The organism is Photobacterium atrarenae, assembly GCF_024380015.1.
Lineage (GTDB): Bacteria > Pseudomonadota > Gammaproteobacteria > Enterobacterales > Vibrionaceae > Photobacterium > Photobacterium atrarenae.
In genome coordinates this window covers 1,706,060-1,730,704 of record NZ_CP101509.1, presented here as the reverse complement: position 1 = coordinate 1,730,704, position 24,645 = coordinate 1,706,060, and the positions used below count along the sequence as shown (strand labels likewise).

At 52.4% G+C, this 24,645-nt stretch carries 27 protein-coding genes; 11 read left to right on the top strand and 16 right to left on the bottom strand.

Translation table 11 applies throughout. The features are described from left to right. Together NNL38_RS23755 and NNL38_RS23750 are read right to left on the bottom strand one after the other, a co-directional pair. Positions 1-639, bottom strand: coding sequence for a LysE family translocator (locus NNL38_RS23755; protein ID WP_255391344.1), 639 nt, complete (start codon positions 637-639; stop codon positions 1-3). 102 nt (positions 640-741) lie between these two features. After that, a complete protein-coding gene (locus tag NNL38_RS23750; RefSeq protein ID WP_255391343.1) occupies positions 742-1,143 on the bottom strand; it encodes an ACT domain-containing protein in 402 nt (133 codons plus the stop codon). A gap of 75 nt (positions 1,144-1,218) precedes the next feature. Here NNL38_RS23750 and NNL38_RS23745 point away from each other — a divergent pair, with 75 nt between their 5' ends. Next, the gene (locus NNL38_RS23745; RefSeq protein WP_255391342.1) at positions 1,219-1,569 is read left to right on the top strand and encodes a hypothetical protein; all 351 of its coding nucleotides are present in this window, start codon (positions 1,219-1,221) and stop codon (positions 1,567-1,569) included. Between the two features lie 85 nt (positions 1,570-1,654). Here the strand turns inward: NNL38_RS23745 and ltrA are convergent, their stop codons facing one another. Continuing rightward, positions 1,655-2,947 (bottom strand): group II intron reverse transcriptase/maturase, encoded by a 1,293-nt coding sequence (gene ltrA / locus NNL38_RS23740; RefSeq protein ID WP_369414611.1) that lies wholly within the window; start codon positions 2,945-2,947, stop codon positions 1,655-1,657. 709 nt (positions 2,948-3,656) lie between these two features. Here ltrA and NNL38_RS23735 point away from each other — a divergent pair. Continuing rightward, a complete protein-coding gene (locus NNL38_RS23735) occupies positions 3,657-3,824 on the top strand; it encodes a DUF1737 domain-containing protein (RefSeq protein ID WP_255391341.1) in 168 nt (55 codons plus the stop codon). A gap of 63 nt (positions 3,825-3,887) precedes the next feature. Further along, positions 3,888-4,172 carry a hypothetical protein gene (locus NNL38_RS23730; protein ID WP_255391340.1) on the top strand — a complete coding sequence of 95 codons (285 nt, stop codon included), beginning with the start codon at positions 3,888-3,890 and terminating at the stop codon, positions 4,170-4,172. 10 nt (positions 4,173-4,182) lie between these two features. Here NNL38_RS23730 and NNL38_RS23725 read toward each other — a convergent pair whose 3' ends face one another. The 5 genes from NNL38_RS23725 to hisC all read right to left on the bottom strand — a co-directional run bounded on the left by NNL38_RS23725 (position 4,183) and on the right by hisC (position 8,488). Next, on the bottom strand, positions 4,183-4,947 hold the full coding sequence (locus tag NNL38_RS23725; protein WP_255391339.1) for a VIT1/CCC1 transporter family protein: 765 nt from the start codon (positions 4,945-4,947) through the stop codon (positions 4,183-4,185). Between the two features lie 66 nt (positions 4,948-5,013). After that, a complete protein-coding gene (locus tag NNL38_RS23720) occupies positions 5,014-5,808 on the bottom strand; it encodes a Mut7-C RNAse domain-containing protein (RefSeq protein ID WP_255391338.1) in 795 nt (264 codons plus the stop codon). A gap of 127 nt (positions 5,809-5,935) precedes the next feature. Then, entirely contained in the window at positions 5,936-6,286 is a 351-nt protein-coding gene (locus NNL38_RS23715) for a hypothetical protein (RefSeq protein ID WP_255391337.1), read from the bottom strand. Positions 6,287-6,616: 330 nt separating this feature from the next. Continuing rightward, on the bottom strand, positions 6,617-7,396 hold the full coding sequence (locus NNL38_RS23710) for a transporter substrate-binding domain-containing protein (RefSeq protein WP_255391336.1): 780 nt from the start codon (positions 7,394-7,396) through the stop codon (positions 6,617-6,619). Between the two features lie 15 nt (positions 7,397-7,411). Further along, positions 7,412-8,488, bottom strand: coding sequence for a histidinol-phosphate transaminase (gene hisC / locus NNL38_RS23705; protein WP_255391335.1), 1,077 nt, complete (start codon positions 8,486-8,488; stop codon positions 7,412-7,414). 165 nt (positions 8,489-8,653) lie between these two features. Here hisC and NNL38_RS23700 point away from each other — a divergent pair, with 165 nt between their 5' ends. Together NNL38_RS23700 and NNL38_RS23695 are read left to right on the top strand one after the other, a co-directional pair. Next, positions 8,654-9,580: a LysR substrate-binding domain-containing protein gene (locus NNL38_RS23700; RefSeq protein WP_439651406.1), complete on the top strand. Its 927-nt coding sequence runs from the start codon at positions 8,654-8,656 to the stop codon at positions 9,578-9,580. A 72-nt stretch (positions 9,581-9,652) separates the two neighbouring features. After that, entirely contained in the window at positions 9,653-9,805 is a 153-nt protein-coding gene (locus NNL38_RS23695) for a hypothetical protein (protein ID WP_255391334.1), read from the top strand. 79 nt (positions 9,806-9,884) lie between these two features. On the opposite strand, the gene NNL38_RS23690 is transcribed toward NNL38_RS23695, so the two are convergent. Together NNL38_RS23690 and NNL38_RS23685 are read right to left on the bottom strand one after the other, a co-directional pair. Then, positions 9,885-10,994 (bottom strand): ethylbenzene dehydrogenase-related protein, encoded by a 1,110-nt coding sequence (locus NNL38_RS23690; RefSeq protein WP_255391333.1) that lies wholly within the window; start codon positions 10,992-10,994, stop codon positions 9,885-9,887. Between the two features lie 195 nt (positions 10,995-11,189). Next, positions 11,190-14,417, bottom strand: a complete 3,228-nt coding sequence (locus NNL38_RS23685) for an ImpA family metalloprotease (RefSeq protein ID WP_255391332.1) — start codon at positions 14,415-14,417, stop codon at positions 11,190-11,192. Positions 14,418-14,631: 214 nt separating this feature from the next. Here NNL38_RS23685 and NNL38_RS23680 point away from each other — a divergent pair, with 214 nt between their 5' ends. Further along, positions 14,632-15,012, top strand: a complete 381-nt coding sequence (locus NNL38_RS23680; protein WP_255391331.1) for a PH domain-containing protein — start codon at positions 14,632-14,634, stop codon at positions 15,010-15,012. Positions 15,013-15,072: 60 nt separating this feature from the next. On the opposite strand, the gene NNL38_RS23675 is transcribed toward NNL38_RS23680, so the two are convergent. The 3 genes from NNL38_RS23675 to NNL38_RS23665 all read right to left on the bottom strand — a co-directional run bounded on the left by NNL38_RS23675 (position 15,073) and on the right by NNL38_RS23665 (position 18,164). Further along, complete coding sequence (locus tag NNL38_RS23675; RefSeq protein ID WP_255391330.1) at positions 15,073-16,755, bottom strand: RluA family pseudouridine synthase; 1,683 nt, start codon at positions 16,753-16,755, stop codon at positions 15,073-15,075. A 140-nt stretch (positions 16,756-16,895) separates the two neighbouring features. Then, the gene (locus NNL38_RS23670; protein ID WP_255392322.1) at positions 16,896-17,561 is read right to left on the bottom strand and encodes an alpha/beta hydrolase; all 666 of its coding nucleotides are present in this window, start codon (positions 17,559-17,561) and stop codon (positions 16,896-16,898) included. Between the two features lie 138 nt (positions 17,562-17,699). Then, positions 17,700-18,164: an outer membrane lipoprotein gene (locus NNL38_RS23665; protein WP_255391329.1), complete on the bottom strand. Its 465-nt coding sequence runs from the start codon at positions 18,162-18,164 to the stop codon at positions 17,700-17,702. Positions 18,165-18,407: 243 nt separating this feature from the next. On the opposite strand from NNL38_RS23665, the gene NNL38_RS23660 reads away from it, so the two are divergent. From NNL38_RS23660 to NNL38_RS23640, 5 genes are all read left to right on the top strand, one after another. Next, positions 18,408-19,676, top strand: coding sequence for an O-acetylhomoserine aminocarboxypropyltransferase/cysteine synthase family protein (locus NNL38_RS23660; RefSeq protein WP_255391328.1), 1,269 nt, complete (start codon positions 18,408-18,410; stop codon positions 19,674-19,676). 296 nt (positions 19,677-19,972) lie between these two features. Further along, a complete protein-coding gene (locus tag NNL38_RS23655; protein WP_255391327.1) occupies positions 19,973-20,518 on the top strand; it encodes a hypothetical protein in 546 nt (181 codons plus the stop codon). 41 nt (positions 20,519-20,559) lie between these two features. Beyond that, on the top strand, positions 20,560-20,910 hold the full coding sequence (locus tag NNL38_RS23650; protein ID WP_255391326.1) for a putative quinol monooxygenase: 351 nt from the start codon (positions 20,560-20,562) through the stop codon (positions 20,908-20,910). 134 nt (positions 20,911-21,044) lie between these two features. Then, complete coding sequence (locus tag NNL38_RS23645) at positions 21,045-21,788, top strand: SDR family NAD(P)-dependent oxidoreductase (protein ID WP_255391325.1); 744 nt, start codon at positions 21,045-21,047, stop codon at positions 21,786-21,788. Positions 21,789-21,887: 99 nt separating this feature from the next. Continuing rightward, positions 21,888-22,502, top strand: a complete 615-nt coding sequence (locus NNL38_RS23640; RefSeq protein WP_255391324.1) for a DJ-1/PfpI family protein — start codon at positions 21,888-21,890, stop codon at positions 22,500-22,502. Between the two features lie 121 nt (positions 22,503-22,623). Here NNL38_RS23640 and NNL38_RS23635 read toward each other — a convergent pair whose 3' ends face one another. The 3 genes from NNL38_RS23635 to NNL38_RS23625 form a co-directional block, all read right to left on the bottom strand. Further along, the gene (locus tag NNL38_RS23635; RefSeq protein WP_255391323.1) at positions 22,624-22,971 is read right to left on the bottom strand and encodes a DUF1840 domain-containing protein; all 348 of its coding nucleotides are present in this window, start codon (positions 22,969-22,971) and stop codon (positions 22,624-22,626) included. A 64-nt stretch (positions 22,972-23,035) separates the two neighbouring features. Next, positions 23,036-23,605 (bottom strand): rhomboid family intramembrane serine protease, encoded by a 570-nt coding sequence (locus NNL38_RS23630; RefSeq protein ID WP_255391322.1) that lies wholly within the window; start codon positions 23,603-23,605, stop codon positions 23,036-23,038. A 121-nt stretch (positions 23,606-23,726) separates the two neighbouring features. Next, entirely contained in the window at positions 23,727-24,533 is an 807-nt protein-coding gene (locus NNL38_RS23625; RefSeq protein ID WP_255391321.1) for a crotonase/enoyl-CoA hydratase family protein, read from the bottom strand. Between the last annotated feature and the right edge of the window lie 112 nt (positions 24,534-24,645).

The following is a 24,645-nucleotide window of genomic DNA, read 5'->3' as shown; positions in this document are numbered from 1 at the left end:
TTATCCGACATTGTTTTTACTGAACGCAATTTTCGCCGCCAGACCAATCAACAGTAACCCGGATACCCCTTCAATCGCCCGGCTAAAACGCGAGGCCTGCGGGCTGCCCAGCACCCAGCTTCCCAGCATGGCATATACGCCATTACACAAGGTTGCCAGACCACAGAACACCACACCCAGGATCAACAATTGATGGGTGGGTGACGATGCCAGCGAGGTATCAATAAACTGAGGCAGAAACGAGAGGAAGAACATCGCCACTTTCGGGTTCAGGATACTGACAATCACCCCCTGGCGGAAAATATTCTGATTTCCTGCCTGGCTATCATCCAGTGCCAACTTGGACTCGCCGCGGGCAAAACTTCTCAACGCACAAATGCCCAGATACAACAGGTAGGCCGCTCCAAGGTATTTCACCACCATAAACGCATACGCCGAGCTGAGGATCAGGGCCGACAAACCAAACACTGCTGCGACGGTGTGAAACAGATAGCCTACACCCAGTCCCAGCGCTGCCTGAGTACCAGCCGAAGCCTTCCCCTTCATGGTATTCGATAAGATATAAACCACGTCCGGGCCCGGGATCAAATTCAGGGTCAGAGAAGCTAGTGCAAACAGTAACAGGGTATGTAATTCCATCAATAATTTTCCTTATCATTCTCTCAATGCGTTCAAACGCAACATCAAACAACCCGACGGCAGCGATCAACTAGTCAATGGTCGATACTGATTCAATTGATCTCACTGGGCACTCAGTTCAGCCAGTGCGTCCAGCGCAAGCTGCGCCTTCTCCGCCTGAACAAAAATATGATCGTGGTAATAAGCCGCAACCACGTTGGCGCTTATGCCTTTCTCTGCCAGCTTGCCGGCGACAGCCGCGGTCAACCCGACCGCTTCCAGGCTGGAATGCACCGTCAGGGTGATCGCGCGAAAAACCGATCCAGCCTCAAACCCATGTTCCCGGGCGAGGTTTCTTTCCAGTATCAGGGTCAGCCCTTCATCTTCGCGAAACGTCGCCAACGGTTTGAGCTGGACGAGCAGCGCATCATCAAGCGCCGTTGTGGTACAAAACACATACTCGCCATCGCGAAGCCGGGGCTGCATATGACGCAGTAACTGGTTGAGATCCGTCATGCCTGTCATTGATAACTCCTTCATTTTCCTTTACAAGGCGGTCACTGCTACAATAGGACTATCAATATTATTAGTTGAAAAGAAATGCAACAAGATCAATTTGAAGCCTTGGTTAAATCCCTGTGCCAACATAGCACTATGCCTGAAGTTCTGAACGCCTTAAAATCCTGTGAAGATCAGGAAATAGCTGAAGCCGCGGCAGCCCTGACCGGTCAGTTCCGCTTGGCAGAAATCGACGGTGAAAAGCGCATTTATCATGTGTCGATGCAGGAAAATGAGCAAGGCGAACCAGAAGAATTCGCGGAGTGGATCATGAATGATGGTGACGACGTTATCAAATTTGTCGCCTGGTTCTTCTATGATAACTTCGATCTCAAGCTCAAGGATATTTACCAGGCAGCCGGCCGTACCTATCGTCAACCAAAACGCCTGTAATACCAATCACAGTAAGTCATTGATTGGTATTAATATTTCTCTTTATTCAAATCGAGTAGGAGGAGGCCTCACGGCCTCCGTCCTCTCACACCACCGTACAAGCGTGGGTCGCATACGGCGGTTCCGAATATATTTTCAGTGACTCGTACCCATCTCGCAACGAGTACAGACCCATCTCCTTGAACCATTTCATTGGCATGGCCTGATTGAGCTGGGGCGATAAAGCCAAGTGCCACCACCCTTTATCTGACATCGCCAGCTTCCACGCATTGCGTTCGCTTACACCCTCTTGGCGTAACCATGTCGCTATGCTGTATCTGCGCTTGCGCTGCTTGAGGCGATAGCACCGTAAGCGCCGCCTTATCCATTCATCCAAGCGCTGCATCGCGCTTTTCCGTATGGCAAGCTTGAAATAGTGTTGCCAACCTCTTAGGTATTGAGTGAGTTCGACTAGGACTGTCTTCAACTCTCGCCCTCGATTCCGCTTCGTTATTTGACGCACTCGCTTCTTCATCTGAGTTTGTGCTGTCTTCGAGATATGGATGCTTCCATCTCGTTGAAAGCGATGGCCTAGGTAAGTCCGCTCTGTCACTCTCGTTGCCGCACTTTTCTCACGGTTAACCCTGAGTTTCAGTTTCTGCTCCAAGAACTCCGTGATTGAGGCTTTTACTCGATTGGCGGCTTCCTCACTGTGCACGTAGATTTGGCAGTCGTCTGCATATCGGCAGAACTTATGCCCTCTTCGCTCAAGCTCTTTATCCAACTCATCTAATACGATATTTGATAGCAGCGGAGATAATGGTCCACCCTGTGGCGTCCCTCGTTGCCTCTGCTCAACTAACCCGTTTCGCATTATGCCTGCCTGTAGGTATGACCTGACCAGCTTCAGGACCCGTTTATCTGTGATGTCCTCCGATAGCCTGTGCATCAGTCTATCGTGGTTCACAGTATCGAAGTATTTCGCCAGGTCTATGTCGACTACATAACCCCGCCCCTCCCTGATGTAGTGGCTTGCTGCCACCAATGCATGGTGGGCACTGCGGTTAGGCCTGAACCCATAACTGTTGCTTGAAAACTGAGGTTCGTAGATATCTGTCAGTACTGAGGTAATGGCCTGTTGGACTACCCTATCAAGTACAGTTGGGATACCTAGCTGCCTCACTCCCCCGCTAGGTTTGGGAATTTCTACACCCAGAACGGGTTGCGGTTGGTAGCTCCCGTCCAGAAGGCTCTGGCGGAGCGCTTGCCCATTAGAAGACTGCCGAAGCATCGAGATAGTCGCTGTTATGTCGAGTTTATCAACCCCAGCACATCCCTTGTTCTTCTTCACTCTTCTCAGGGCTTGGTTCAGATTTGTTGAGGAGCAGATCCGCTCCATCAACTGAGTTGAGGTCACCAAGACTCGTCCTCCTGTCTACGCCGATCATGCTTGTCATTCTTCGTGGCCATGAGCGTCACTTGCGGTGTTGCCCAGTAGTACGTAGAGATGTTGTTCATCTTGCTATGACCCCACATGATTGAGTGTCTAGTGACTGCTTCTTGATATATTCAGTTCCGGCCTTCCCTTGGGTTGTACTTCCCCAAGGTACTATGCCTTCTGCTGACTTCTTATTACCCGTCACACAACATCACTGTTGTATTAGTCTCATCCGAGACAGGTCGTAAGATCTCCCGAGGTAAGACGTTGTTCTTTCCCTTGGCTGTGCCTGATTTACCCGTACACACTTCCCGTCGAGGCATTGGGCTGTTCTATATATTGCTAGGTTACCCAAGTTGTACTGGCCTACTATCAGGTTTCTGTTCGTCACACCCAAGTTTTGCCGTTTGCTTCCTTCAGATCCCACCTCACGGTGGGCACCCTTGCATAGGCTAACGGTTCTCGCTCGACTGAGCCCGTAGAGGACTTTCACCTCCTAGAACAACGCCATGCTCGGCGCACAACTTCAAAAGCCAGCGTTCTGCTGGCTTTTTTCTTATCCTTGTGCCGCCCACCGAACATTTTCTAGCTATCCTTAAAAAGCAATGCCATTGGATTCAGGACCACCAGCGAAAAGCAAAGGCCAATCACAGTCAGCCGGAGGCAACATATGCAGTACAAAATTGTCTGTGACAAACATGAATTTGATTTTGAGAAAAAAATTAACGAGTTGATGGGAGACGGCTGGCGACTCTACGGTGAAGTTGTGGTCAATCTGGTCAGCAGTGATCACGAACTGACATGCTGGTACACCCAGTCGATGATTCGAGATGACTGAGCCAGACGGCGGTCGCTGTTTGCAACACCGCATCGATGCCAGTGGCAAACCGGAAGCTAAGGCATGGCTGTGTATACCCTGGTGCTAGAATATGATGGCGCAACCTACCTCTCGCAAGTCGAGTCAAGCGACGAGCAATCGGCGCTGCACGCCTGGTGTGAAGAACTGGATGTCTGCACGATCGATGGCTTCCCACTCACGGATTCTGACGCGCTGCTCTCCGGCCTGGCAGATCTGAGTCCGGCGGTGGCAGGCCATCTGACCAATGTCTGGACGGTCCGCTTCGCGGTAGGGCATGATGTCGCTGTCCTGCACCTGATCAAAACCGATCTCAGCCGCAGCGAATAGATCGCCGCTCCTAGAAGCCGGATAGACCGAACAGCTCCCGCAGCAAGTAACCGGACACAAACGCCAGACTGGCCGCAGCACCGCCCATCGCCAGTGTCCGCAGACCAGACCATAAATATGGCAGGTTAAATACCAGGCTTTTGAGCATCCCGATCATAAAAAACATCAGCGCTGCCAGCGCTGTACTAAGGGCAAACTGCTGAGTTAAGGTCAAGGCACTGGTCAAAAAAGGCAGCAGGGGAACAGCCCCGACAACAAGAAAAGCCAGGAAGGTCGCGCCGGCAGAAGCCAGCGGATTGATGTACGCCTGATCGTTCACCCCATGCTCTTCCACCAGCATGGTATCAACCCACAATTTGCGATCTTCGCAAATTGTATCCACGATGGTTTCCAGCACCTCACCATCGAAGCCTTTGTTGATGAAGATTTGGCGGATCTCCTCCCGCTCACCTTCCGGTACCAAATCGATATGCGCTTCTTCCATTTCCCGCAGGCTTTGGGCATAGTCCTGCTCTGCCCGATGGGATTCATAGGTACTGACCGCCATGCTGAATCCGTCGGCAAGCAGATTGGCGACCCCGAGGATCACCGCCACGGATGCCGGTAACCCGGCCCCCGCAGCCGCAGAAACCACGGCAAAGGTCGTGACACAGCCGTCGATTCCGCCCAGTACGGCATCGGAGATATTCTGAGACTCCGGCGGCTGTGCCAGGCGCTTACGGATCACTTCCGGCTGATGTGAACGCAGCAGATCTTCAGTTGCATTATATTTCATACTGATTCCTCCACCGTTGCTGCCATCAACCCGCTCGTTGCAGCAGCAAGGGCCCATGGCATAAGCCTAGTCGGCAAATGCTTTGGATGAGGCCTGCAACTGACGCATCCATTGTGTCATACGGGTAAAATGGGTGCCTTTCCAGTAGAGATGCTGGCAGCCCCGACACTGGAAAAATTCGGTGTAATACCTGAGGGTATTTTCCGGCACCCGGCCAATCACCTGCTGCCGTGCCACCGGGGATAACCGCCCATTACACCGGGCGCAGCGAGTAAACGGACGAAAGCTGTTTTCGAGCTGGAAACGGCCGATGACTTCATGGAGCTGCTCATCCAGGCGATCACTGCGTACCCAGTAACCATGGGTGACCGCCCGGTATTTAAAAATAAATTTATCCCGGGTCAGAATAATACGCTGTTGCGCCACCGACAGGGCCACGATTTCATCATCATCGAATTGATTGCTGTATAAAGTATCAAAGCCGAGCAGCCGCAGCTTACGCGCCAGTTTTCCCAAATTGACATCGACCACAAACCGGGATTCCCGCAGCGATTTCGGTCGCAGTCGTACCATGGACTGAATATCGAACGACTCGAACATTGGATAAACAGCAACCTGTTCGTTGCCCTGAAGCTGATGGTCAAAGCCGACTGACCGGCCGTCGACCAGGATCAAATCAATTTCCGTATGCGGGACGCCAATCGCTTCGAGGGTATCTTTGATGGCTGGTTTCCCGGTAAAGGCGTAGGGAAAACGCACTTTTCGCTGCGCTTTGGGCAAGAAATCATTCAGCTCTTCGTAAAAACGGAACCAGGCTGTTCGCGAGCGCGGCGCATGAAGATCATCGGCAGGATTACACATCAACAACGAAGGCCATCAGAGATTATCCAGCAATACTCCCAAGCCTAGTTCAGCGCACGGGGAGCAGCAAACCGCCCGATGTGTGCTGCTCGCGCGGTATGTTGGATTGGCGCCAAACAGCAACCCGCTAAGACATCTGGTTGAGCAAAAAGCTACCAAACAATGCCACCAGACCTGCAATGAACAGTTTTAAGCCGGTGTGAAAATTGGCCCGGAACTCATCAAGGTTATTTTGGCCATGATCAAAATCCGTCACCAGCGACTGCACTTTTCTGGCAACGCGGTCCCGATCATAAAAGCGCCCTTGCCTGCCGCCATCCCACATCAGTCCGGCCAGCGCCCATAAAAGCAATGCGCTGAAGAACAGAAAATCTGAAAAATAATGAACCGCCGGCCACCCCAAAAAACGGTCGCTGAGCCACACGACTGCACCGGCCAGACCATTGGCGAGCACGACAAACCCCAGCAAATCCTTCATCGACACAAACCCGTTATAAACAAGAGTGCATACAGTATCTCAGGGAGTAGCCGCTGATCATCTGCATTGAAGCGACAAAGTTAGCAATGTCACAGCGCCACATAAAAACAACGCAAAAGCGCTGTTTTTTTGTTCAAACTTGCTGCTTCGTTAAGGCGCAGCGCAGGTTATACCAATCAAAGTAAGTCAATGATCAAAAATAGCGCAGGAGAAATGTTTGAGAACAAGGCAGAATTTCTTGATAACTAGTTATTCTACAATCAAAAATTCTAACGCAGTTATCGAGCATTTACACAAGCTAGGATCACCCGTTATTTACTGCGATTGGTATTATTCATCACCATAAATATCAAAGGTGAAATATTTCGCTGCAATCTTGTCATACGTGCCGTTATCACGAATGGTTTGGATCGCCCGGTTAAATTTCTCTGCCAGCTCGCTATCTTGCTTGCGCAGGGCCAATGCGGTCCCTTCCCCGATATAAGCTGGATCCGTGACCGCGTCACCGACAAATACAAATCCCTCACCGCGCTCTTTGTCCAAAAACGCCAGACTGAGCTGATCAGCATTACCGAATACTGTGTCCAGTCGGCCGTTCTGTAAATCCAGGTACACTTCATCCTGGCCGGTATAGCGCTGGATCTTTGCAACATCACCAAACTTGTCGGTGACATAGCGATCATGGATAGTCCCCAGCTGGACCCCGATCCGCTTGCCCTTCAGGCTGGATTTATCAATCGCCAGTCCGGCATTCGCCTGACCGACAAAACGAGCCGGGGCCTGATAATACTTATCGGTAAACAGCACCCGTTTCTTGCGCTCAGCCGTTATCCGCATCGATGCCATAATCACATCCGCTTTCCGGGACAACAGAGCCGGGATCAGACCATTCCAGCTCATGGTCACCCAGGTACATTCCAGCTCAGCCGCAGCACACAGGGCATCGGCGATCTCAATATCAAAGCCGCGCGGAGTATCCGTAGCGTCCTTGTAGTTAAACGGCGGATAGGTAAAGTCTGATGCCAGGCGAACCGGTTTTTGCTGCGCAGCCTGAACACTGCTGACACTCATTGCGGCCACCATCAGGCCCATGCCAATTAAATTCTTCATCGTCAGATCCCTCTTCTAGTTATATTCTTTTAATGCATTTAAGGTTTCGAGCATACTGTTTTTCGATCCCACCGAGATACGAACACAGTGATTCAGCGCCGGATCGTGCGCCTGATTACGGGTCACGATGCCCCGATCAAGTAAATGGCTATAGATGCACTCCGGCCCGCGAAAACGGATCAGGACAAAATTTGTCGCCGACGGATAGACTGTTTCAACCATCGGTAACTGTTGTACTTGATCAATAAACCAGTCCCGTACCGCAATCAGCGATGCGGTCTGTGTCCGCATCCGAGCCACACCGGTTTCACTCAAGGCGCTGAGAGAGATTTGTGCGACCGGATCAGCGATCGGATAAGGGGCAACCAACCTGGCGACGTAGGTCATCACACCGGGATCGGCCAGCAAAAAGCCGCAACGCACCGCCGCCAGGCCAAAGGCTTTCGACAAGGTACGGATCACCACCAAGTTCGGGTACTGTGCGATCAGGTCAACCACAGTAGTATCCGGCGCAAACTCAATATAGGCCTCATCCACGACCACCAACGTTGATGATTGGCTGGCTTCCAGGATCGCGTGGATATCTTCCTGCCTGATCACATTTCCGGTCGGGTTATTCGGCGAGCATAAAAACAGCAGTTTCGCCTGCGGCAATTGCGCGCAAATCTGCGGCACATTCAGCTGGAAATTATCCAACAGCGGAACTTTCACTGCCTCAACCATAAACGACTCGGCACAGAACTCGTACATCGCATATGTTGGCGGACACACCAGAACCTTATCGCGACCCGGCTGGCAAAAAGTCCGAACCAGCAGATCAATCGCTTCATCAGCGCCACGTACCGCCAGCGCTTCCAGATCCTGAACCTCTCGCCCGTTGAGGCTGTACGCCAGGTACCGCTCTGCCAACTGGTGCGGCAGGAAATCCGGATATCGGTGATACGCTCCCGAGCCTTCCCCGTAGTCACACCCTTGCTCCAGCTCGTTGGCGTTGAGCCAAATATGACCCTGGCCACCAATCCGGCGTGCCGACTGGTAGGGTATGAGATTTTTTACTGCCTCAGGAACAAGGCGTGATGCCAGTGTTTCCACAACCACCTCCGAGAATCGAATATTATCGCTAACAACCATCAAGATAACGAATTTATAAACAAAATTAGTGAATTTATATCCGTTAACATTCTTTTTACCAATTATATGCAGAGCCCGATTGATTTAAGAATCGAAATCTCTGCATACTAGCTATGAGTTTTTTGAATGGCTAAAAGAGCAATGATCCGTACCCCGACCATGAAAGAGCTGCAGTCTTTTTTAGTCACTGCACAACAGTTAAACTTCACAGCCGCAGCCCAGGTTCTCAACCTGACCCAGGGTGCCGTCAGCCGCCAGATCAGCAGCCTGGAATCCCGGTTGAATGTTCGCCTGTTCAACCGCCATGCACGCGGCCTGGCCCTGACCCAAAAAGGGGCGGAATTTCTGCCGCTGGTGGAAAATGCCCTCAATCAACTTCACCGGGCAGTCGATCAGATCACCAATGAAAAGCAACAAATTAAATTAAAAGTGCCCAGTTGTATTACTTCCTGGCTGCTGCCCAGGCTGATGACCTTCCAGCAGCAGTACCCGGATATTGATGTTGAGCTGACCTCTGCGATCAAACACAGCATCAACTTTGCCCGTGAGCCTTTTGATGCTGCCATCTGCTACGGCCAGCCCCCCAAGCAGAAAGACTTAACCAGTTACCTACTGTTTGAGGAGCTGCTCGCGCCGGTGTGCTCTCCCGCGCTGCTGGCCGCCCACGAATGCCCGCTCCAAGCAGAAGAGATGCGGGCATTTACCTGGCTGCATGCCACGCCGCAAAAAAGTGACTGGTCGCTGTGGCTGAGCCAGCTTGACTCGCATGATGCGATGCCGGGAAGAACTGGGCAAGCCATCCAGTTGAGTGAGCAAAACCAGCATTTTGCAACATTGGATTTGGCAGTGAGTGCAGCCATTCAGGGGTTTGGGATTGCGATTGGAGATATCACGCTGGCCCGGCCCGACTTGGATGCCGGTCGGCTGGTGATGCCAAACCCCAACAGCGTCGCGTCAGGGAATGGCTACTACCTGATCAGGCCGAAAAACCTGCAGACTGCATCACTGGATTTACTCTTCGACTGGCTGCAACACACCGAGTCGCCACATTAGCCCACAATAAACATGTGAACGACTAAGCTTATAAGGTGTTAAACACCGTGCGGATAACACTAAGGTTAAGCTATGTTCGATTGGCTAAAAAATATCTTTTCACCCAAACCAGAGCAGTCCGATGACAACCTGGTTGAAAAGCAATCCGATGATACGCTTCGTGAACGTCATCGCCAGGAAGACGTCAACCGAGACGACACGACAAAAGATGACAATGAATCGTAATCAAAACACCCATGACTTTGGACGACAGACTATTGAACAAGCCGGCAACGTCCGGCTTGTTTGATACCACCAACCGCCATTATTGCCCCAGTGGCGCAAATTTCATCCGGAAAACGTCCGGGCTGTATAAATGACTCATTTGGGCATTATCGAACACTGCGAGACCGAAATAATAAGTCTGCGAGAGCTCCGAAAACTGAACGTCCTGCACTTTGGCGTTATGCCCTGCGGTCACCCGCTTACGCTTAAGCTCTAACAGCCACTTGCCATCCTTCCAGTTACTCTGCGCACTGATATCTCCCCGCGAACCGGTAAAGGGGCTCACCAGCACAGAGGCCAGCCGATCACCGGAACTAAAAGTGTCCACCAGCGGCACCTGTTGCTGTGGACCCAAAGCGTAGGCCTGAACTGCATCCCACACCCGATCCCCCATCACCGGTTGTTGGGTCGCTTCCGCCATGTTTTCCTGGTAACCGCCGCCCGTGACGAAGTCTCCTTTCAAACCCCAGCGCAGATTGGCCGCCGGATCAATCGTGGCATCGACATACTGATCGTCAGCCTGAACCGTTTTCCCGGTTCTGACCGCGCGCCACACCCAGGCATCCAGTGTTTCATCCTCACGAGCGGTAAATTTCCGCCCGGGCTGGCTCTGTTCAACGTCGGCAACATAACCGCGGCTGTCTGCCATATGACAGGCGATTGCGCAGCCTTGGGTATCAAACCCCTGGGTATTGATGTTCCAGTACAGGCTGAGCTTATCTTCATGGTAAGTGTTCTCATAGCCGAATTGATCCGGACTCATCAACCGCTGCCAGCGGCCATCCGGCTGTTTTTCCCATGGCATGAAAGCCAGGCTTCGGGTCGGGTCGTCCCACTGAATAAAAAAGTAAACATGTTCATCATCATAAAGCGACTGGACCGAAACCGACGTTGAGGTGATGCCTGATTCACCTCTGGGCTGATAAACCCGCTGGTCGAGAACCACAGTGAGTGGCGTGGCCTTAAGCCAGACACTCTCTGCGACGCCATCCAGCTTAATGGGCTCCTTTACCCGGACGCTGACCAAGGTATCGGCGGCCCCAGCCGACCATGCTGTCAACACCCCGGCCAGCACCAGGACACATCGCGTGGCCGCCCGTGAGTACCCCGCTGCCAGCACGTCAAAAAACACGCTCAACTGTCCCACCATACCTGGCCTCCCGGTCACCTTAAGTTAAGAAAATTCAATCAATTAAAACACCGACTGTTGGCGATTGATTCATATCAAGTCTAGTTCGTTTTTTTCCGGTAGCGCGCAGGCAAGAAAGTTCATGTGCCCAAAATGGTAATGTCATGAAAAAGGCTGACATCCCGTCAGCCTTTGTATTGCAAATTCCTCAGACCATCACAACGAATCACATTGGCTCGGTGAAGAATTATTTCTTGGCCAACGGGTCGTTGGATCGGTCTCAGAGAGGGCTAAGAAATCCAGTCCGGTGCTCATCGATCCTGGCGGCAAGTCATCTTCAAGCACATACATGCCTACAGGAACGGCACCCTTGGTTGTATTCTTACTCACCTGGTCCGCAGCCAGAGAAGTATAATGCAACCCAAACATATCAAAGTATGGGCGCCAGTCCTGGCCGGTGATCACACTCAGCGCCACCAGCATAAAGTCATTCCCCGGCATGCTGCTTACTGTCTTATCTCCGTACGTACTGTGCTGATAATCAAAGCCGCTAAACCCAAGCTGAGCACGGTGGGCCAGCCAATCGGATTCATTCGCCGCGTATTGACCAAAGATCCGGCTGTGCTGATACAGCAAAGTAAACAGGTGGAAACCGTTGCTCAGCTTATCGCCGGAGGCCATTACCTGCTGATCCGCACGCAACGCCATCTGGATATAAAACGCCATGCGATAACTGTTATGCACCGCATAGTCATTACTTCGCCACGGTACCGTAAAGCGATCCTGCCCTTCGTCCATCACCTCACAGTTACGATTGAGCACCACCCGCTCACCCGCGCTGTTTTTCACCTGTGCCGCGTCCGACATAAAGACATAGAACAGATCTTTATGGTTCATATGACCATCAGTGAGCGGTGTGGTTTTTCCATCGCGCACATAATGTGATTTCCACTTCACATAATACGGGAAAATGTTGTTCGAGTTTTCCCCGGCCCGCGAGCCGTACTGGCGCCAGTTCTCTTTATCGGCAGCAACGACATAATGCACATTCAGGCGCTTGGTTTGCAGATTATGGCCCAGCTCATGATTATCACCCCAACTGGTTGGAGAGATCTCCCATGCCGCATCCCATGGATTGCCGCTACAACCGCTCCCGCATTGGGCATTCTGATCATAGTTGGCATGCTGAATTATCTTACGGGTATGCAGCGCCGGATCAAAACAGTCCGTGGCACCAAACAGGTTCTGACAAACCGCTTTGACGTCATCCGGCAAAGACTCAGTCAGCGAGCTACCCTGGACCTTGTAACCCGCCAGGGTATAGACAGAATTGAGATGATCTTCTTCGATCGATTTCAGCAATGCATTCACGGTGGGTACTTCATCATTCAGGGCATCCAAGAAGCGATCCCGACGTAAATGTTGCTCCGCCCCATCGGTGCGCAGATCCACATGTGGCAGTTCTGTGGTCTCAAGTGCCTGATTAAAGCGGCTGATCTGGGTCGGATCACTAAAATCCAACACCGCCGGATGCTTGGCGATCCCGCTCGCTTTCAGGGTCACCGAAACCGGCGAAGCACTCCCCTCAAGATAGGCGTATATCGGGCCGCCATACGGGGTTGAAAACGTCACGCTGTCACCTTTTTCGACGGTAATCCGCTGCTGCATCACTTCCAGTGGCCCACGATAGATTTTGGTCTGATAGGTGCGATTGGTGTTACTGCGATGGTAGTTCAGCTTGATCGTCAGGCGCGCATCACTGCTGCCCTGACGGGATATGGTGATCGGCTGCCCCGGCAAAGCGTACCACCCGGTTGTCGTCCATTGATGTGAATACGGCACTAAAATATCCTGCATATCCGTTTCAGTGGCCGGGTATGCGTAATGCGCCTGATGTCCGGCTCTCACCTGAGAAGCATCAATGATGAACTCTCCCAGATCCGGCTGTGCCAGGTTCCCGGTTCGGGCATAGCTCACGACCCAGTCGGCGAACATCGCCTGCTGCCAGGCCTCAGGCTCACTAGGGGTGATCGGGTAGTCAATTGCGGCCCGGTATTTATCGGCCAACAACAGACCCGCTTTGATCAAGGCATAATGCTCACTCGAAAATGCCTGAATGCCGCTTGTATCCAACCCGGTTGCCGCCTGGCGGAACCAATCCGCGCCATTTCTGAAGGCTAGATTGAACGCTGTGTCATTACAGTAGATAAAATTACGATCACAGTTTTCCAGCGCCTGCGGATCGAAGTGCCCACGCTTCAGATTCACAAGCAGATGATCAACAGCCTGCAACTGCGCATCGCCTTCTTTTAAACTTTGCACCGATAAATCACTAGCCAAGTGCTCAGGCCAGTAGTTGCCTTCTGCCTGCAACCCCATGTACCGGAATACCGGTTTGGCCAGCGGACTGGCAAATCGTTCATGGTTAACATAAATCAGTGGAATATGATTCGCTCGGGCCAGTTCAACTACTGCCTGGCCGGCAGGGCTACCCTGACCGTTGCGATCCACATCGCTCATGACAATGACATCAGGCTTCTGCTGCTGAATACAGCTCGCTAAATCACTGTACTCGCAACGATTTGCGGTATTGATAACATGTCGTCCTGGGTAATAGGTTTCCAGCCAGGCCCGGATTTTTTCATTGTGGGGGAAATACCAACTGTCACGATGGCTCGACATATGAGTGGTCACGACCGAAAGCGGCTTCGATTCTCCGGCCCCGCCCGTCATCCAGTCAAGCAGGTTTTTCAGCAGTTGATCCGTTTGCGCCGAATTATCGACAGCGAACATATTCGCCGCCATCGCAGCATAGCGGTGGCCGGCCTGCTCACCGACATACACCAGCCCTTTCGCTGAGGGTTTCCCCTTCTCTTCCTGCGTCGAGCGCAACACCATCATGGTATGCGCCGGCAGGAAGCTCGACAGCGTGATACTGTCGTGGCTCGGATGCCAGGCAATCGTACTGCCAACGTTCTGGTACAGCGTATCAACCAATGCCTGTCGTTTGGCCTGCGCAACTTGAATTTGCTCTCGGCTGAAATCAATCAATTCATCTGCGGAAGCCAGCGTATGATCTTCCCGCTTCACCGCCGCTTCAGCATGTGTCAAAAATGAAGCCCGCACTTCACACGGAGATGTGATCACTCCCGTCTGATAATCACTCCCAGTCAACTGACCATGACAGCCCGTGACGGTATCAAGGACATAGCCATCTTCCGGCGTAATACTAAAAATATATTGTTGCCCTTCAACCACAGACACTGCAGACGGGGTAATCATGCCGCCAACGGATGCCTGTGATGTCAGCGTGTACTCAGCAGCCTTCAGTGGCTTTACAATCCGTACTTGCTCAGTAGCACCCGGGCCATCGCTACCACACGCCACGAGCAGGCCAACACTACTGAATGTCAGCCATTGTGACGTCAATTGGTTTGGTTTCACCTGAATTCCTTTATTATTATGTTTTCGATAGAATAAATGGCACAGGGCGCTTGATACCGAACCCCCACCCTAGAGTCAAAAATCTACCGTCATTATTGGGTGCTTATCACCTTATTGAAATTTTGTGTTTAATGTGAATATGCACTCAGTCGCTTAACTTGTAATTACCTTAAACTGAGTCTGTATTGAATCAATGACATGAACGGAGAAAAAAATGGGAATATTTGACGCCATTTTAGGCAATGCAGGCGAAATGGAGATTGAGGAAGCGACAGAAGAGCTTGCCACCATCCTCGGCCCGGCAGAGCAGATCGAGCTGGCGTACAAGCTGATCCGTGACATGATCGTGCTGACCGATCGCCGGATAATCTTGATTGACAAACAAGGACTCACGGGAAAGAAAGTTGAATATCGCACAATTCCCTTCAAATCGATCACGCAGTACACTGTTGAAAGCAACGGTCATTTCGATTTGGATGCTGAGCTGAAAATCTGGGTCTCGGGCCTGCATGAACCGATTGAGCTCGAATTTAACGGCAAAACCAACATCTACGCCTTGCAAGGCCTGCTCGCGGCGAAAATTGCCGGCAAGTAACCCTCATCGACAACGAACATCGGCCATACGTGTTATGGCCGACTCTGCCACATCAAGCTATCAAAATTCCGCTTCAGCCTGGAAGCACATCGGCTCCCGGGTCACCGGATGATTCAGCTCAAGCAACTCAGCATGCAAATGCAGACGCTCTGCCCGAACCCCATACAGATCGTCCCCGACAATCGGTGACGCCAGTCCGTCTACATGCGCACAATGAACCCGGAGCTGGTGGGTGCGTCCGGTTTTCGGGTAGAGATAAACTTTGGTCCGGCCTGCTTTACGTTCAGCAACCTGCCAGTAGGTTTCTGCCGGTTTGCCATGCTGACGGCACACTAGCTGGCGCGGACGGTCATCAATGTCGCCACGCAGCGGCAAATGGATTTCGCCCTCATCCTGATCCACCTCACCCTCGATCAGGGCTACGTAACGCTTGGTCACCGTACGTTGGATAAACTGTTGTTGCAGCGCCTTGTTCGCATCTTTGGTCAGCGCCAGAACCATCAGGCCGGACGTCGACATATCCAGGCGATGGACAATCAGCGGCCCGGTTGCCTGCGGGAAGCACTCGCGGATCCGCAAATACACCGAGTCCTCAATCGTTTTGCCGGGAACAGACAGAAATTCAGCCGGTTTGTTTACCACCACCATGGCTTCATCCTGATAAACAAACTCCAGCGCTTTACCGGCAGCAGGGTTGGTCAGCATCGGGTTCTCGTCCACATCCAACCCTTCAAGCATATGCGCCAGGATCGGCTGGCACTTGCCCCGGCAGGCCGGATAGAAATTTTGGTGCTGGCGAATTTCTGATTTCGGCGAGCGCCCCCACCAGAACTCCGCCATCGCCAGCGGCTTCATCCCCCACTTGTAGGCATAATGCAACAGCTTAGGCGCAGCGCACTCACCCGCGCCCGCCGGCGGGATCCCCTGCGGCGTCGCAGAAAACAACTCGCCCAGGCTCTTTTCGTCACCATGCGCATTTAAAAAGCGGTACTGCGCAAAAATCTTCGCCTGCAAAGCAGAAGACTGCTGTTTGCGCTGGGTTTTTAATGCCTCAATTTGTGTAACCAGGGCATCATATTGGGTTTGAAGCCGAGAGACCTGCTCGCGCCAGTGGCGCTTGAGATCCTTGACACGATACTTTTCATCAATACTTTCCCGCCCCAGTGCCGCCAACAGGTCCTGTAAAGCATCTTCAGCCAGGGTCGCCTCTCCTTCGGCCCGTCTCTGCTTGCGAATTTTACGGGCTGCAACGATCTCTCCCTGCAGCGCCGTAATTTCTGTATCAGCCTGCTGTTGAGCCGCCTTGAGCTGAGCTGCCAGTTCAGCGAGCTGAGGATCCGCTTCCAGCGTTTCTATCCGGGCATTGATTTGGTTAATCTCGACCTGCTCGGCCAAAAAGAAGCTGTCTTTCGCAAGCATATCAAACACCGGCGGGACAAAATGAGGCAGCAGGTTCTGATCTGCCAGCTTCCCGGAAAATGCCGACAGGTAGCCGATCTCACCTTGTGCGTTCTGCACCACCAGCACCCCGAACATCTTTCCTGTTGCCGTTTCTGTATTCCCGTCCAAACCGAAGTTGTGTTGCCAGTTACGCTGGGTTACCAGGTGGCGCTGCAATTCTGCCGCCGCCTGCAAACACAGTGGATGGGGTTCGTAATAAAACGGAAACGTGAATCGCTCCGGCAGTGTCTGAAGGTCTATCGATTGCTGAAAAGGCGTAAAGCAGTGTTCCGGGGAGTGCATAGCAAGATCTTTCGTCTGAAGTGGCGCCGCCAGAACCCGTTGCCCCGGCGGCAATTAGGCGGACGATTCTACCCTGTCGCACCAAAATGATCACTAGCAGAGCGGACGAATCGACAATAAGCGCCCGTGTCAGCTTTTAATTATAATGCCAGAACCTGCTTCAGCCAGGCGGAAATATCACGGATCTGCGGCATACAGACCTGATGCTCCATCGGATACGTGCGCCAGTTTGGTTGACAACCTGCCGCTTCAAGCGCCTCAACAGCCGCTTCACCCATTACAGGCAACACGACGGGATCATAGCTGCCGTGCATAATCTCAAGCGGAATGGTGCGATTGGATTCAGTGATTGTGATCCGGTCCGAAGTCGGGAAATAGGTTGAAAGCGCCAGCAAACCCGCCAGTTTATGAGGATAACTCAGCGCAGCATGATAGGCGACGGCGCCCCCTTGGGAAAAACCTGCCAGGACAATCCGTTCACTGGGAATGCCCCGGGCAACTTCGCGATCAATCAGCGCAGTGATTTGACCAGCTGAATGGATCAGTTGATCCATATTCAGGCGACGCCCGGCCCCCATTTCAAGAATGTCATACCAGGCCGGCATCACCACGCCGCCATTCACCGACACGGGCATTGAGGGGGAATGAGGAAAGACAAAGCGAACCGGGGCATCTGCGGGCATCTCCAGCTCCGGAACAATCGCTTCAAAGTCATGGCCGTTAGAGCCGAGGCCATGCAGCCAGATCACCGCCGCAGAAGCAGCGACGTTTTCCGGCTCCAGTTCAACGCAAGAGAGGTAAGTCATCATGTTGTTATCTACTTATTATTCAGTGATCAGCATCTTGGCGAAGTTTTCCTGAGAGATCAACAATTCAGCGGATGAGTGAAATTCCTCATCAACGAGCAGGCAAGGTGTGTCTGCTCACCAGCATCCCTTTGATATCTACTCCGGAACGACCCGGGCTGTACGACCATCAATATTGACCCGAACCCGCTGGCCGACTCGGAAAACCATACTTGGATTGGCTTCCTGAACAATGGCGATAGTATCCCCCGCGTCCATTTTTATCGTCAGGTTCACCCCTTGTCGCTGAGTTACACCCTTGGCCGCTTTGGTCCCGGCGACACCACCGAGTACCCCGCCGCCAATGGCAGCAATATCCGAGCCCGAACCACCACCAATTTTCGATCCTAAAATACCACCGATCGCGGCACCGGCAACGGCCCCGACAACTTCACCTTCACCTTCTATGGTCACAGGCTCTGTTTTCATAATCGTACCGTAGCGAACTTGCTGGACAGTCCGGGTATCCGCCACACCATAAGAGTCACCATACGGATTATTGGAACAGCCCAATAACCCAAATCCGATACAAGACAGTATCAAAACGCAGAAAATCTTGTTCATCACACCCACCTCAATATCTTTGTTGCTGTAAGTATAGCAAGACGACATTTCCACCAAGATCAACGATGAAACATTCAACCAACTGACTTATAACAGAAAATAACACCCAGTCAAAAACCTATTGATTACACTTCAACAAATCGATTCCTGAGATCCGGCTATAAGTTTTCCGCCCTCGCCTTTGCCATACTGGAGTATTCAACCATCACAACCATTCGCCTTTACGGACCTCAAGGAAGACACATGAAAGACGAAACTCTGGCCATCCATCACGGTTATGAAACCGATCCAACGACCAAATCTGTCGCGACTCCTATCTATCAGACCGTCGCTTACGAATTTGATAACGCCCAACACGGAGCAGACTTATTTAACCTGGAAGTGCCCGGCAACATTTATACCCGGATCATGAACCCGACCAATGACGTCCTGGAGCAGCGCTTGGCCGCCCTGGAAGGCGGTATTGCCGGCCTCGTGGTTAGTGCGGGCAGCGCAGCTATCAACTACGCCATCCTGACGCTGGCCGAAGCCGGGGATAATATTATTTCGACCCCGCAGCTTTATGGGGGGACCTATACCCTGTTTGCCCACATGCTGCCCAAGCAAGGCATTGAGGTTCGCTTTGCCAAGGATGACAAACCGGAAAGCCTGGCGGAGCTGATTGACGACAATACCAAGGCCGTGTATTGCGAAAGCATCGGCAACCCGGCTGGCAATATCATCGACCTTGAACGCGTGGCGGAGCTGGCTCACGCCAAGGGCGTCCCTGTGATCGTCGATAATACCGTCGCCACACCGGCCCTGTGCAAGCCGATTGCCCATGGTGCTGATGTCGTCGTGCACTCGCTGACCAAATATATCGGCGGCCACGGTACCACCCTGGGGGGCGCAATCATTGATGCCGGTAAGTTCCCCTGGGCCGAGCATAAAGATCGCTTCCCGGTCTTTAACCAGCCCGAGCCGTCCTATCACGGTGTGGTCTACACCGAAGCGTTTGGCGATGCTGCTTTTATCGGCCGTGCCCGGACCGTACCACTACGAAACACCGGCTCTGCCTTATCACCGATGAATGCCTTTTTGCTGATGCAGGGCCTGGAAACCCTGTCGCTGCGCATGGAGCGCCATACCGACAATGCCCGCCAGGTGGCTGAGTATCTGCAGCAACACCCGAACGTCAGCTGGGTCAGCTACGCCGGCCTCTCCAGTTCGCCATACTACCCGCTGGCCGAGAAATACATGGCCGGCAAACCTTCAGCGATTTTATCCTTTGGCCTCAAAGACGGGTACGATGCCGGGGTCCGTTTCTACGACAGTCTGAATATCTTCAAACGCCTGGTCAATATTGGCGATGCCAAGTCCCTCGCCTGCCACCCGGCCTCAACCACCCACCGTCAGCTCAGTGAAACCGAGCAACGGCAGGCCGGCGTCAGCCCGGAAATGATCCGCTTGTCGGTCGGCATTGAGCATATCGATGACATTCTGGCCGATCTGGAGCAGGCGCTAAGCGCCTGAGGCAGTTGAACGCCGACACGCGCTTGTATCGACATTGAGATGTGATATCGCAAACACCTCGCTCCGCTCCTCCGGGCGTGGTGTTTTTGCTTCTGAAGCAAGCGTTGCCCCATCAACGTCTTGCGTAAGCCCGGAAGGAAACGGCCGAAGAAAGTGACGCTGCTCGACTTATTCTGTGAAAAGTCCCTCAAGGTCAATGACTTTTCACCCAATCAACAAATTTCACATAGCTTTGCTGTGATGAATTTTGGCATAATCGTTTCTAATGGATCTCAAATAAATGCAACAACTTATTCATGAATGTAAAGACGCCGACGAAACTGCTGAGCTGTGTGGCCCTGTTATCAGTGGCTGGCTTAAGCCCAGCTGTGAATGCCGCAAATTTCCCTTATAACTATTTTGAGGTCCGCGTACCACTCAGTCCCGGCGGAATTGGCGCAGCATTTAGCCAGCAAATCCACCAAAATGCCCATGTCATTGTGGAAGCAGAAAGTCATTTCGAAGATGACTGGGTGCTCGGCGGTGGCTTCGGCTTCAATGCCCCGGTGAATCAATTTACGGATATCACGGGTCAGGTGAAACTGCTGTCCATCAAAAATGAGGACAACGACAAAGCTCTGGGCCGAGTGTCCTCTGAACTCAACCTCGGACTGTCAGCCTGGATCCTGCCGTATCTTGAAACCGGAGGAAAAGTGGGGGTCATTTCAGCCCACGACGACTTGTCGCTGATGTCCCTTCATGCCCGTTTTCATACCAGCGACGCCTTTTCGATGGGCGCTGAATGGCGGATCACCGGCATAGAAAATCATATCCTGGCCTTCTCTGTGCGCTACCCTTTTTAAAAACATTTTTCACGACACTCACTCAGATAAGGACATCGACCATGTCAAAGAAAGTGTATTGCATCGCCCAGTTCCAGCCCAAACCCGGATGTGAGCAGGCACTGTTTACCGCACTGCAGGCGCTCGAGCCCAATACCCTGCGCGAAGAGGGCTGCCTGCAATATATTGTCACCCGCCACATCACCAGCCCATTTGCCGAAGGCGAGTCCTACCCGATCGCCTTCAATGAAATTTGGGCTGATATGGCCGCGTTTGAAGCCCACTGCCAGCGCGAAGAAATCAAAGCATTTTTTGCCGAGCACTGTGAAGCGGAGAGCGGAACCGCAGAAAAGTGGAATGTCTGTATCTACACCGACGAACCACAGGACTACGACGCCCCCAACCTTGCATAACACCAACCGTTTGTTCCCTGCGGCTGCCGTTACGACAGCCGCTCTGCCTACGATCCAACAGCATCACTGGGCGAATGCCTCTCAACAAAGAACTCGCCGTGACAATTTAAATTAAAGCTAAGGAGAAACAACGCATGGAACGAAAAATTGCACTGGTCACGGGTGGCAGTAAAGGCATCGGCCTTGCCACAGTACAACGCTTGGTTCAAGCCGGGCATACCGTCATCACCTGCGCCCGGGATCCCGACCACTGGCAATCTGTTGTTGCACAGCATCCGCAGTTAAGCGCCGTTGATTTCAAAGTGGTGGATCTCACGCAACCAGAGCAAACACAAGCGATGTTTGAGGCGATCAAGACGGACTATGGCAAGCTGGATATCGCCATCAATAATGCCTCGCCGAAATTACAATCCGGCGGTTCGTTCGCCCAGGTGGCAACAGACGACCTGTTCCAGACGCTGGTCGATGATCTCTGGGCGCCCGCCCGATGCCTGCAACATGAACTAACCCTGATGTCATCTGGCGGTGCCATCGTTAACGTGAGTTCCATTAACGGCCTGCGGCCAACCCCAAGTGCCGCAATGTACAGCGCAGCTAAGCACGGACTGGAAGGTCTGACCCACTCGGTCGCTCTGGAAGCCATTCAATCCGGCATTCGGATCAATTCGGTCGCCCCCGGTGTTACCTGGACCCCGCGTTGGGAGCAAAAGCAACACGACGCGCCAACGATCCGTCAGGATGTCGAGAAGCTGGTTCCGGCCGGGCGGTTTGCAGAACCGGACGAAATCGCCGAAGCCATCGCGTGGCTGTGCAGCGATAGTAGTCGTTATATTGTCGGTCATACGTTAGTAATTGATGGCGGGCTGTCCCTGAAGTAATACCAAAGTAAATCACGGGTCATTCGCTGTGCTGCGATCACGTCTTGAATCGATGAGCACTATGCTTTCAAGAGTGTATGTTCAGCATGAATAGGCTCTATGACTGAAAGCGAATCGACAGAGCGCGAATCGACCCGAGTTTCGCGTCCCCTCACCGTCACCGCCCTGCTCTATGAGCAGTTCGATCTTCTGGAAATTAGCGGGCCGCTGGAAATGTTTGGTCTGCTACCGGCGCAGTTTTCGATCCAGATGTTTTCTTTGATTGACGAACCGGTAGCCAGTATGCAAGGGCCAACACTTTGTCCGGATTGCCACATCGACGATGACATCCAGAGCGATATATTGCTGATCCCTGGCGGTAGCGGCTGCGAATCGGCATTGGAGAATGTCGCGTTGATCGACTGGCTGAAACAACATTGCCAACACACAACTTATATTTGCACGATTGGAACCGGCGCTGCGCTGGCGGCCCGGGCGGGATTGATGAAAGGCAAAGCCGCCACAACCAGTAAACAGCACTACCGGTGGGTCACCGGCATCGACTCTGAGGTGAACTGGTCTCCGGTTGCTCGCTGGACCATTGACGGTACAGTCGGCACAGCTTCCGGTAGAGCTGCCGGGATGGATCTGTCGCTGGCACTGATAGCGCATCTCATCGACGAAGAGACCGCCAGAAAAAACCGCCATCAACGCCGAATATATCTGGGTCAATGATCCGAGCGATGATCCATTTGCACCGCTGCATATTGTTCAGTAACGTGAGAAGGTTCTGATGTTTCAGTGGAGCGCCGCCCCAATCGCTCAGGCTGGCAGGCCTTCTAAGGATAAAGACTCATTACTCCCACATCACAAAGCACTGCTCTTTCTTCGCCGCTTCCAGCATTTTCACCAGCGGTAAGGCTCGGGTTGCCATGCTGATCACCGGCTCGGCATTTTTTTCATCCAGCTCATCATCCCCAGGCAACGTACCCGAAGCAGCCTCTTCGCATTCCTGTGCAGCCTGCTCTAGTTGATGAACGCGATCAATATACTGACGAAGATGGGCCAAAGCATCCGATACCTGCTCGGCTTCAATCACACCGGGAATATTCTCGCATTGCCCCATCATTTTCAGCATCTGCTTGGCTATATCACCAAACATCACGATATCGCCACTCGCTTTACTGTGAAACGTCACCAGCATACCGACTCCTTATCCACTGTTGTCAGGTTAAATGATTGCACTATTCAATTCGCCATCCTGACACCTAAGCGAATTGATCCCGAGCTTTATCTCTTCGTGCATAATAAAAACCAGCAATAGCCCCGGCCAGCGCTCCAAAAAAATGGCTTTCATAGCTAACCCAGGCATGAGCTGGAATAAATCCCCACACCATAGATCCATAAAGAAACATCACAATCAACGCAATCGCGATTGATTTCAGGCTGCGATACATAATTGCGTAAATCAGCAAATAGGTCCAAAGGCCGTAAATGATGCCGCTCAATCCAATATGGTAATGCATACGACCAAATACCCAGACCCCAATCCCGCTGCCAATCCAGCTAATCAAAAAAATCGCCATAAAGCGGGCCAGACCTGACCGCGATAACAAATAACTGAGCACGGCAAATGAGACAAGGTTACTGAACAGGTGTCCCCACGAGCCGTGCAAAAACGGAAATGCGATAATACCGGTGAAATGGCTGAAATGACGCGGTAATAAACCGTAGTCATTGAGCTGCCCTTTGAGGAACACATTGATCAGGTGAACCGCCAAAGTAAACAGGCAGACAAACCCAATGACTTTGATTGCGTCAATATCACTTTGCCGCATTGTTGTTCCTCACCCGGCTGGTTTACTTTCAAGTATATAGCGATTGCGCAGCCTGTTCATGATCCTGATGTGAGATCCTGACAGCCCCGAAGCTCCGGCGAATCACCTAAAGTCTGCTCCCCTACCAGAAAAGCTGGCGCGGACGATATTGCTCGTCTTGCTGAGTACGCTGCCGCTTGCCCGCAATTCGGAAGTTCTGACCCAGCAAGAGCCGGATCTGGCTAAAAGTTTCGCCTGCCAGCAACCGACGCTCGCTGGCCTGCCAATATCGGTTGGTTGTGCGTTTAATGGCCGCCAGTGCATCCGGCGAGGCCTGTTGAAGTTGCAGGCAAAATTCCTCCGCAGCTGCCATAGGTTGCTCGCTAACTTCAGTGACCAGCCCCAGTTGTTTGGCGGTTTCGCCACAAACAATCTCCCCAGTCATGGTCAGCTTCATCGCCACATCTTTGGCGACCACTTCCCGCAGTGACAGCAAACCAGCCATATCCGGTACTAACCCCCAACGAACCTCCATGATAGATAGCTCACACGCCGGGGTAGCAATCCGAAAGTCAGCTCCCAGCGCAATTTGCAAGCCACCGCCAAAACAGCGCCCTTCCAGCACCGCAATCACAGGCGCGGGGATCCGCCGCCAGTTTCTGGACACCCGCTGCACCAGGTTTGCATTACCGGGTAATACCTTAGCTAATAAACGCAGCGCCTTTTGTGGTGCGGTGGCAATACTTTTTATATCCAGCCCACTACTGAAGGTGCCGCCAGTCCCCGTCAGGATCACCGCCCGAACATCCCGCCGTTTTCGCAGCTGGCGGCTTACCACGTCCAGCTCGTGGAACATCACCATATCCAGCGCATTCAATTTATCTGGTCGATTTAATGCAACGGTTACAATCCCTTGTGCTTCTGTGACAACAATTCTTTTCCATCCCATGCCAAATCCCTTTTATCTGGTCAGTCCAGAAACACATTAACACAAGAACAATAAATCACCAGCCTGCACCGACACAGAACAGCGTTAATAACCGACACTCAAACAGGGGAAC

What these genes read in the sequence shown, in the direction of transcription:
- NNL38_RS23720 (WP_255391338.1), bottom strand. Translation starts at nt 5,808, where the DNA reads ATGTGTAATCCTGCCGATGATCTTCATGCGCCGCGCTCGCGAACAGCC.
- NNL38_RS23680 (WP_255391331.1), top strand. Translation starts at nt 14,632, where the DNA reads ATGGGAATATTTGACGCCATTTTAGGCAATGCAGGCGAAATGGAGATT.
- NNL38_RS23625 (WP_255391321.1), bottom strand. Translation starts at nt 24,533, where the DNA reads ATGGGATGGAAAAGAATTGTTGTCACAGAAGCACAAGGGATTGTAACC.
- NNL38_RS23645 (WP_255391325.1), top strand. Translation starts at nt 21,045, where the DNA reads ATGGAACGAAAAATTGCACTGGTCACGGGTGGCAGTAAAGGCATCGGC.
- NNL38_RS23660 (WP_255391328.1), top strand. Translation starts at nt 18,408, where the DNA reads ATGAAAGACGAAACTCTGGCCATCCATCACGGTTATGAAACCGATCCA.
- NNL38_RS23700 (WP_439651406.1), top strand. Translation starts at nt 8,654, where the DNA reads ATGGCTAAAAGAGCAATGATCCGTACCCCGACCATGAAAGAGCTGCAG.
- NNL38_RS23750 (WP_255391343.1), bottom strand. Translation starts at nt 1,143, where the DNA reads ATGACAGGCATGACGGATCTCAACCAGTTACTGCGTCATATGCAGCCC.
- NNL38_RS23725 (WP_255391339.1), bottom strand. Translation starts at nt 4,947, where the DNA reads ATGAAATATAATGCAACTGAAGATCTGCTGCGTTCACATCAGCCGGAA.
- NNL38_RS23710 (WP_255391336.1), bottom strand. Translation starts at nt 7,396, where the DNA reads ATGAAGAATTTAATTGGCATGGGCCTGATGGTGGCCGCAATGAGTGTC.
- NNL38_RS23715 (WP_255391337.1), bottom strand. Translation starts at nt 6,286, where the DNA reads ATGAAGGATTTGCTGGGGTTTGTCGTGCTCGCCAATGGTCTGGCCGGT.
- NNL38_RS23665 (WP_255391329.1), bottom strand. Translation starts at nt 18,164, where the DNA reads ATGAACAAGATTTTCTGCGTTTTGATACTGTCTTGTATCGGATTTGGG.
- NNL38_RS23690 (WP_255391333.1), bottom strand. Translation starts at nt 10,994, where the DNA reads ATGGTGGGACAGTTGAGCGTGTTTTTTGACGTGCTGGCAGCGGGGTAC.
- NNL38_RS23635 (WP_255391323.1), bottom strand. Translation starts at nt 22,971, where the DNA reads ATGCTGGTGACGTTTCACAGTAAAGCGAGTGGCGATATCGTGATGTTT.
- NNL38_RS23745 (WP_255391342.1), top strand. Translation starts at nt 1,219, where the DNA reads ATGCAACAAGATCAATTTGAAGCCTTGGTTAAATCCCTGTGCCAACAT.
- NNL38_RS23630 (WP_255391322.1), bottom strand. Translation starts at nt 23,605, where the DNA reads ATGCGGCAAAGTGATATTGACGCAATCAAAGTCATTGGGTTTGTCTGC.
- NNL38_RS23670 (WP_255392322.1), bottom strand. Translation starts at nt 17,561, where the DNA reads ATGACTTACCTCTCTTGCGTTGAACTGGAGCCGGAAAACGTCGCTGCT.
- NNL38_RS23735 (WP_255391341.1), top strand. Translation starts at nt 3,657, where the DNA reads ATGCAGTACAAAATTGTCTGTGACAAACATGAATTTGATTTTGAGAAA.
- NNL38_RS23695 (WP_255391334.1), top strand. Translation starts at nt 9,653, where the DNA reads ATGTTCGATTGGCTAAAAAATATCTTTTCACCCAAACCAGAGCAGTCC.
- ltrA (WP_369414611.1), bottom strand. Translation starts at nt 2,947, where the DNA reads ATGGAGCGGATCTGCTCCTCAACAAATCTGAACCAAGCCCTGAGAAGA.
- NNL38_RS23730 (WP_255391340.1), top strand. Translation starts at nt 3,888, where the DNA reads ATGGCTGTGTATACCCTGGTGCTAGAATATGATGGCGCAACCTACCTC.
- NNL38_RS23655 (WP_255391327.1), top strand. Translation starts at nt 19,973, where the DNA reads ATGAATGTAAAGACGCCGACGAAACTGCTGAGCTGTGTGGCCCTGTTA.
- NNL38_RS23640 (WP_255391324.1), top strand. Translation starts at nt 21,888, where the DNA reads ATGACTGAAAGCGAATCGACAGAGCGCGAATCGACCCGAGTTTCGCGT.
- NNL38_RS23650 (WP_255391326.1), top strand. Translation starts at nt 20,560, where the DNA reads ATGTCAAAGAAAGTGTATTGCATCGCCCAGTTCCAGCCCAAACCCGGA.
- NNL38_RS23755 (WP_255391344.1), bottom strand. Translation starts at nt 639, where the DNA reads ATGGAATTACATACCCTGTTACTGTTTGCACTAGCTTCTCTGACCCTG.
- NNL38_RS23675 (WP_255391330.1), bottom strand. Translation starts at nt 16,755, where the DNA reads ATGCACTCCCCGGAACACTGCTTTACGCCTTTTCAGCAATCGATAGAC.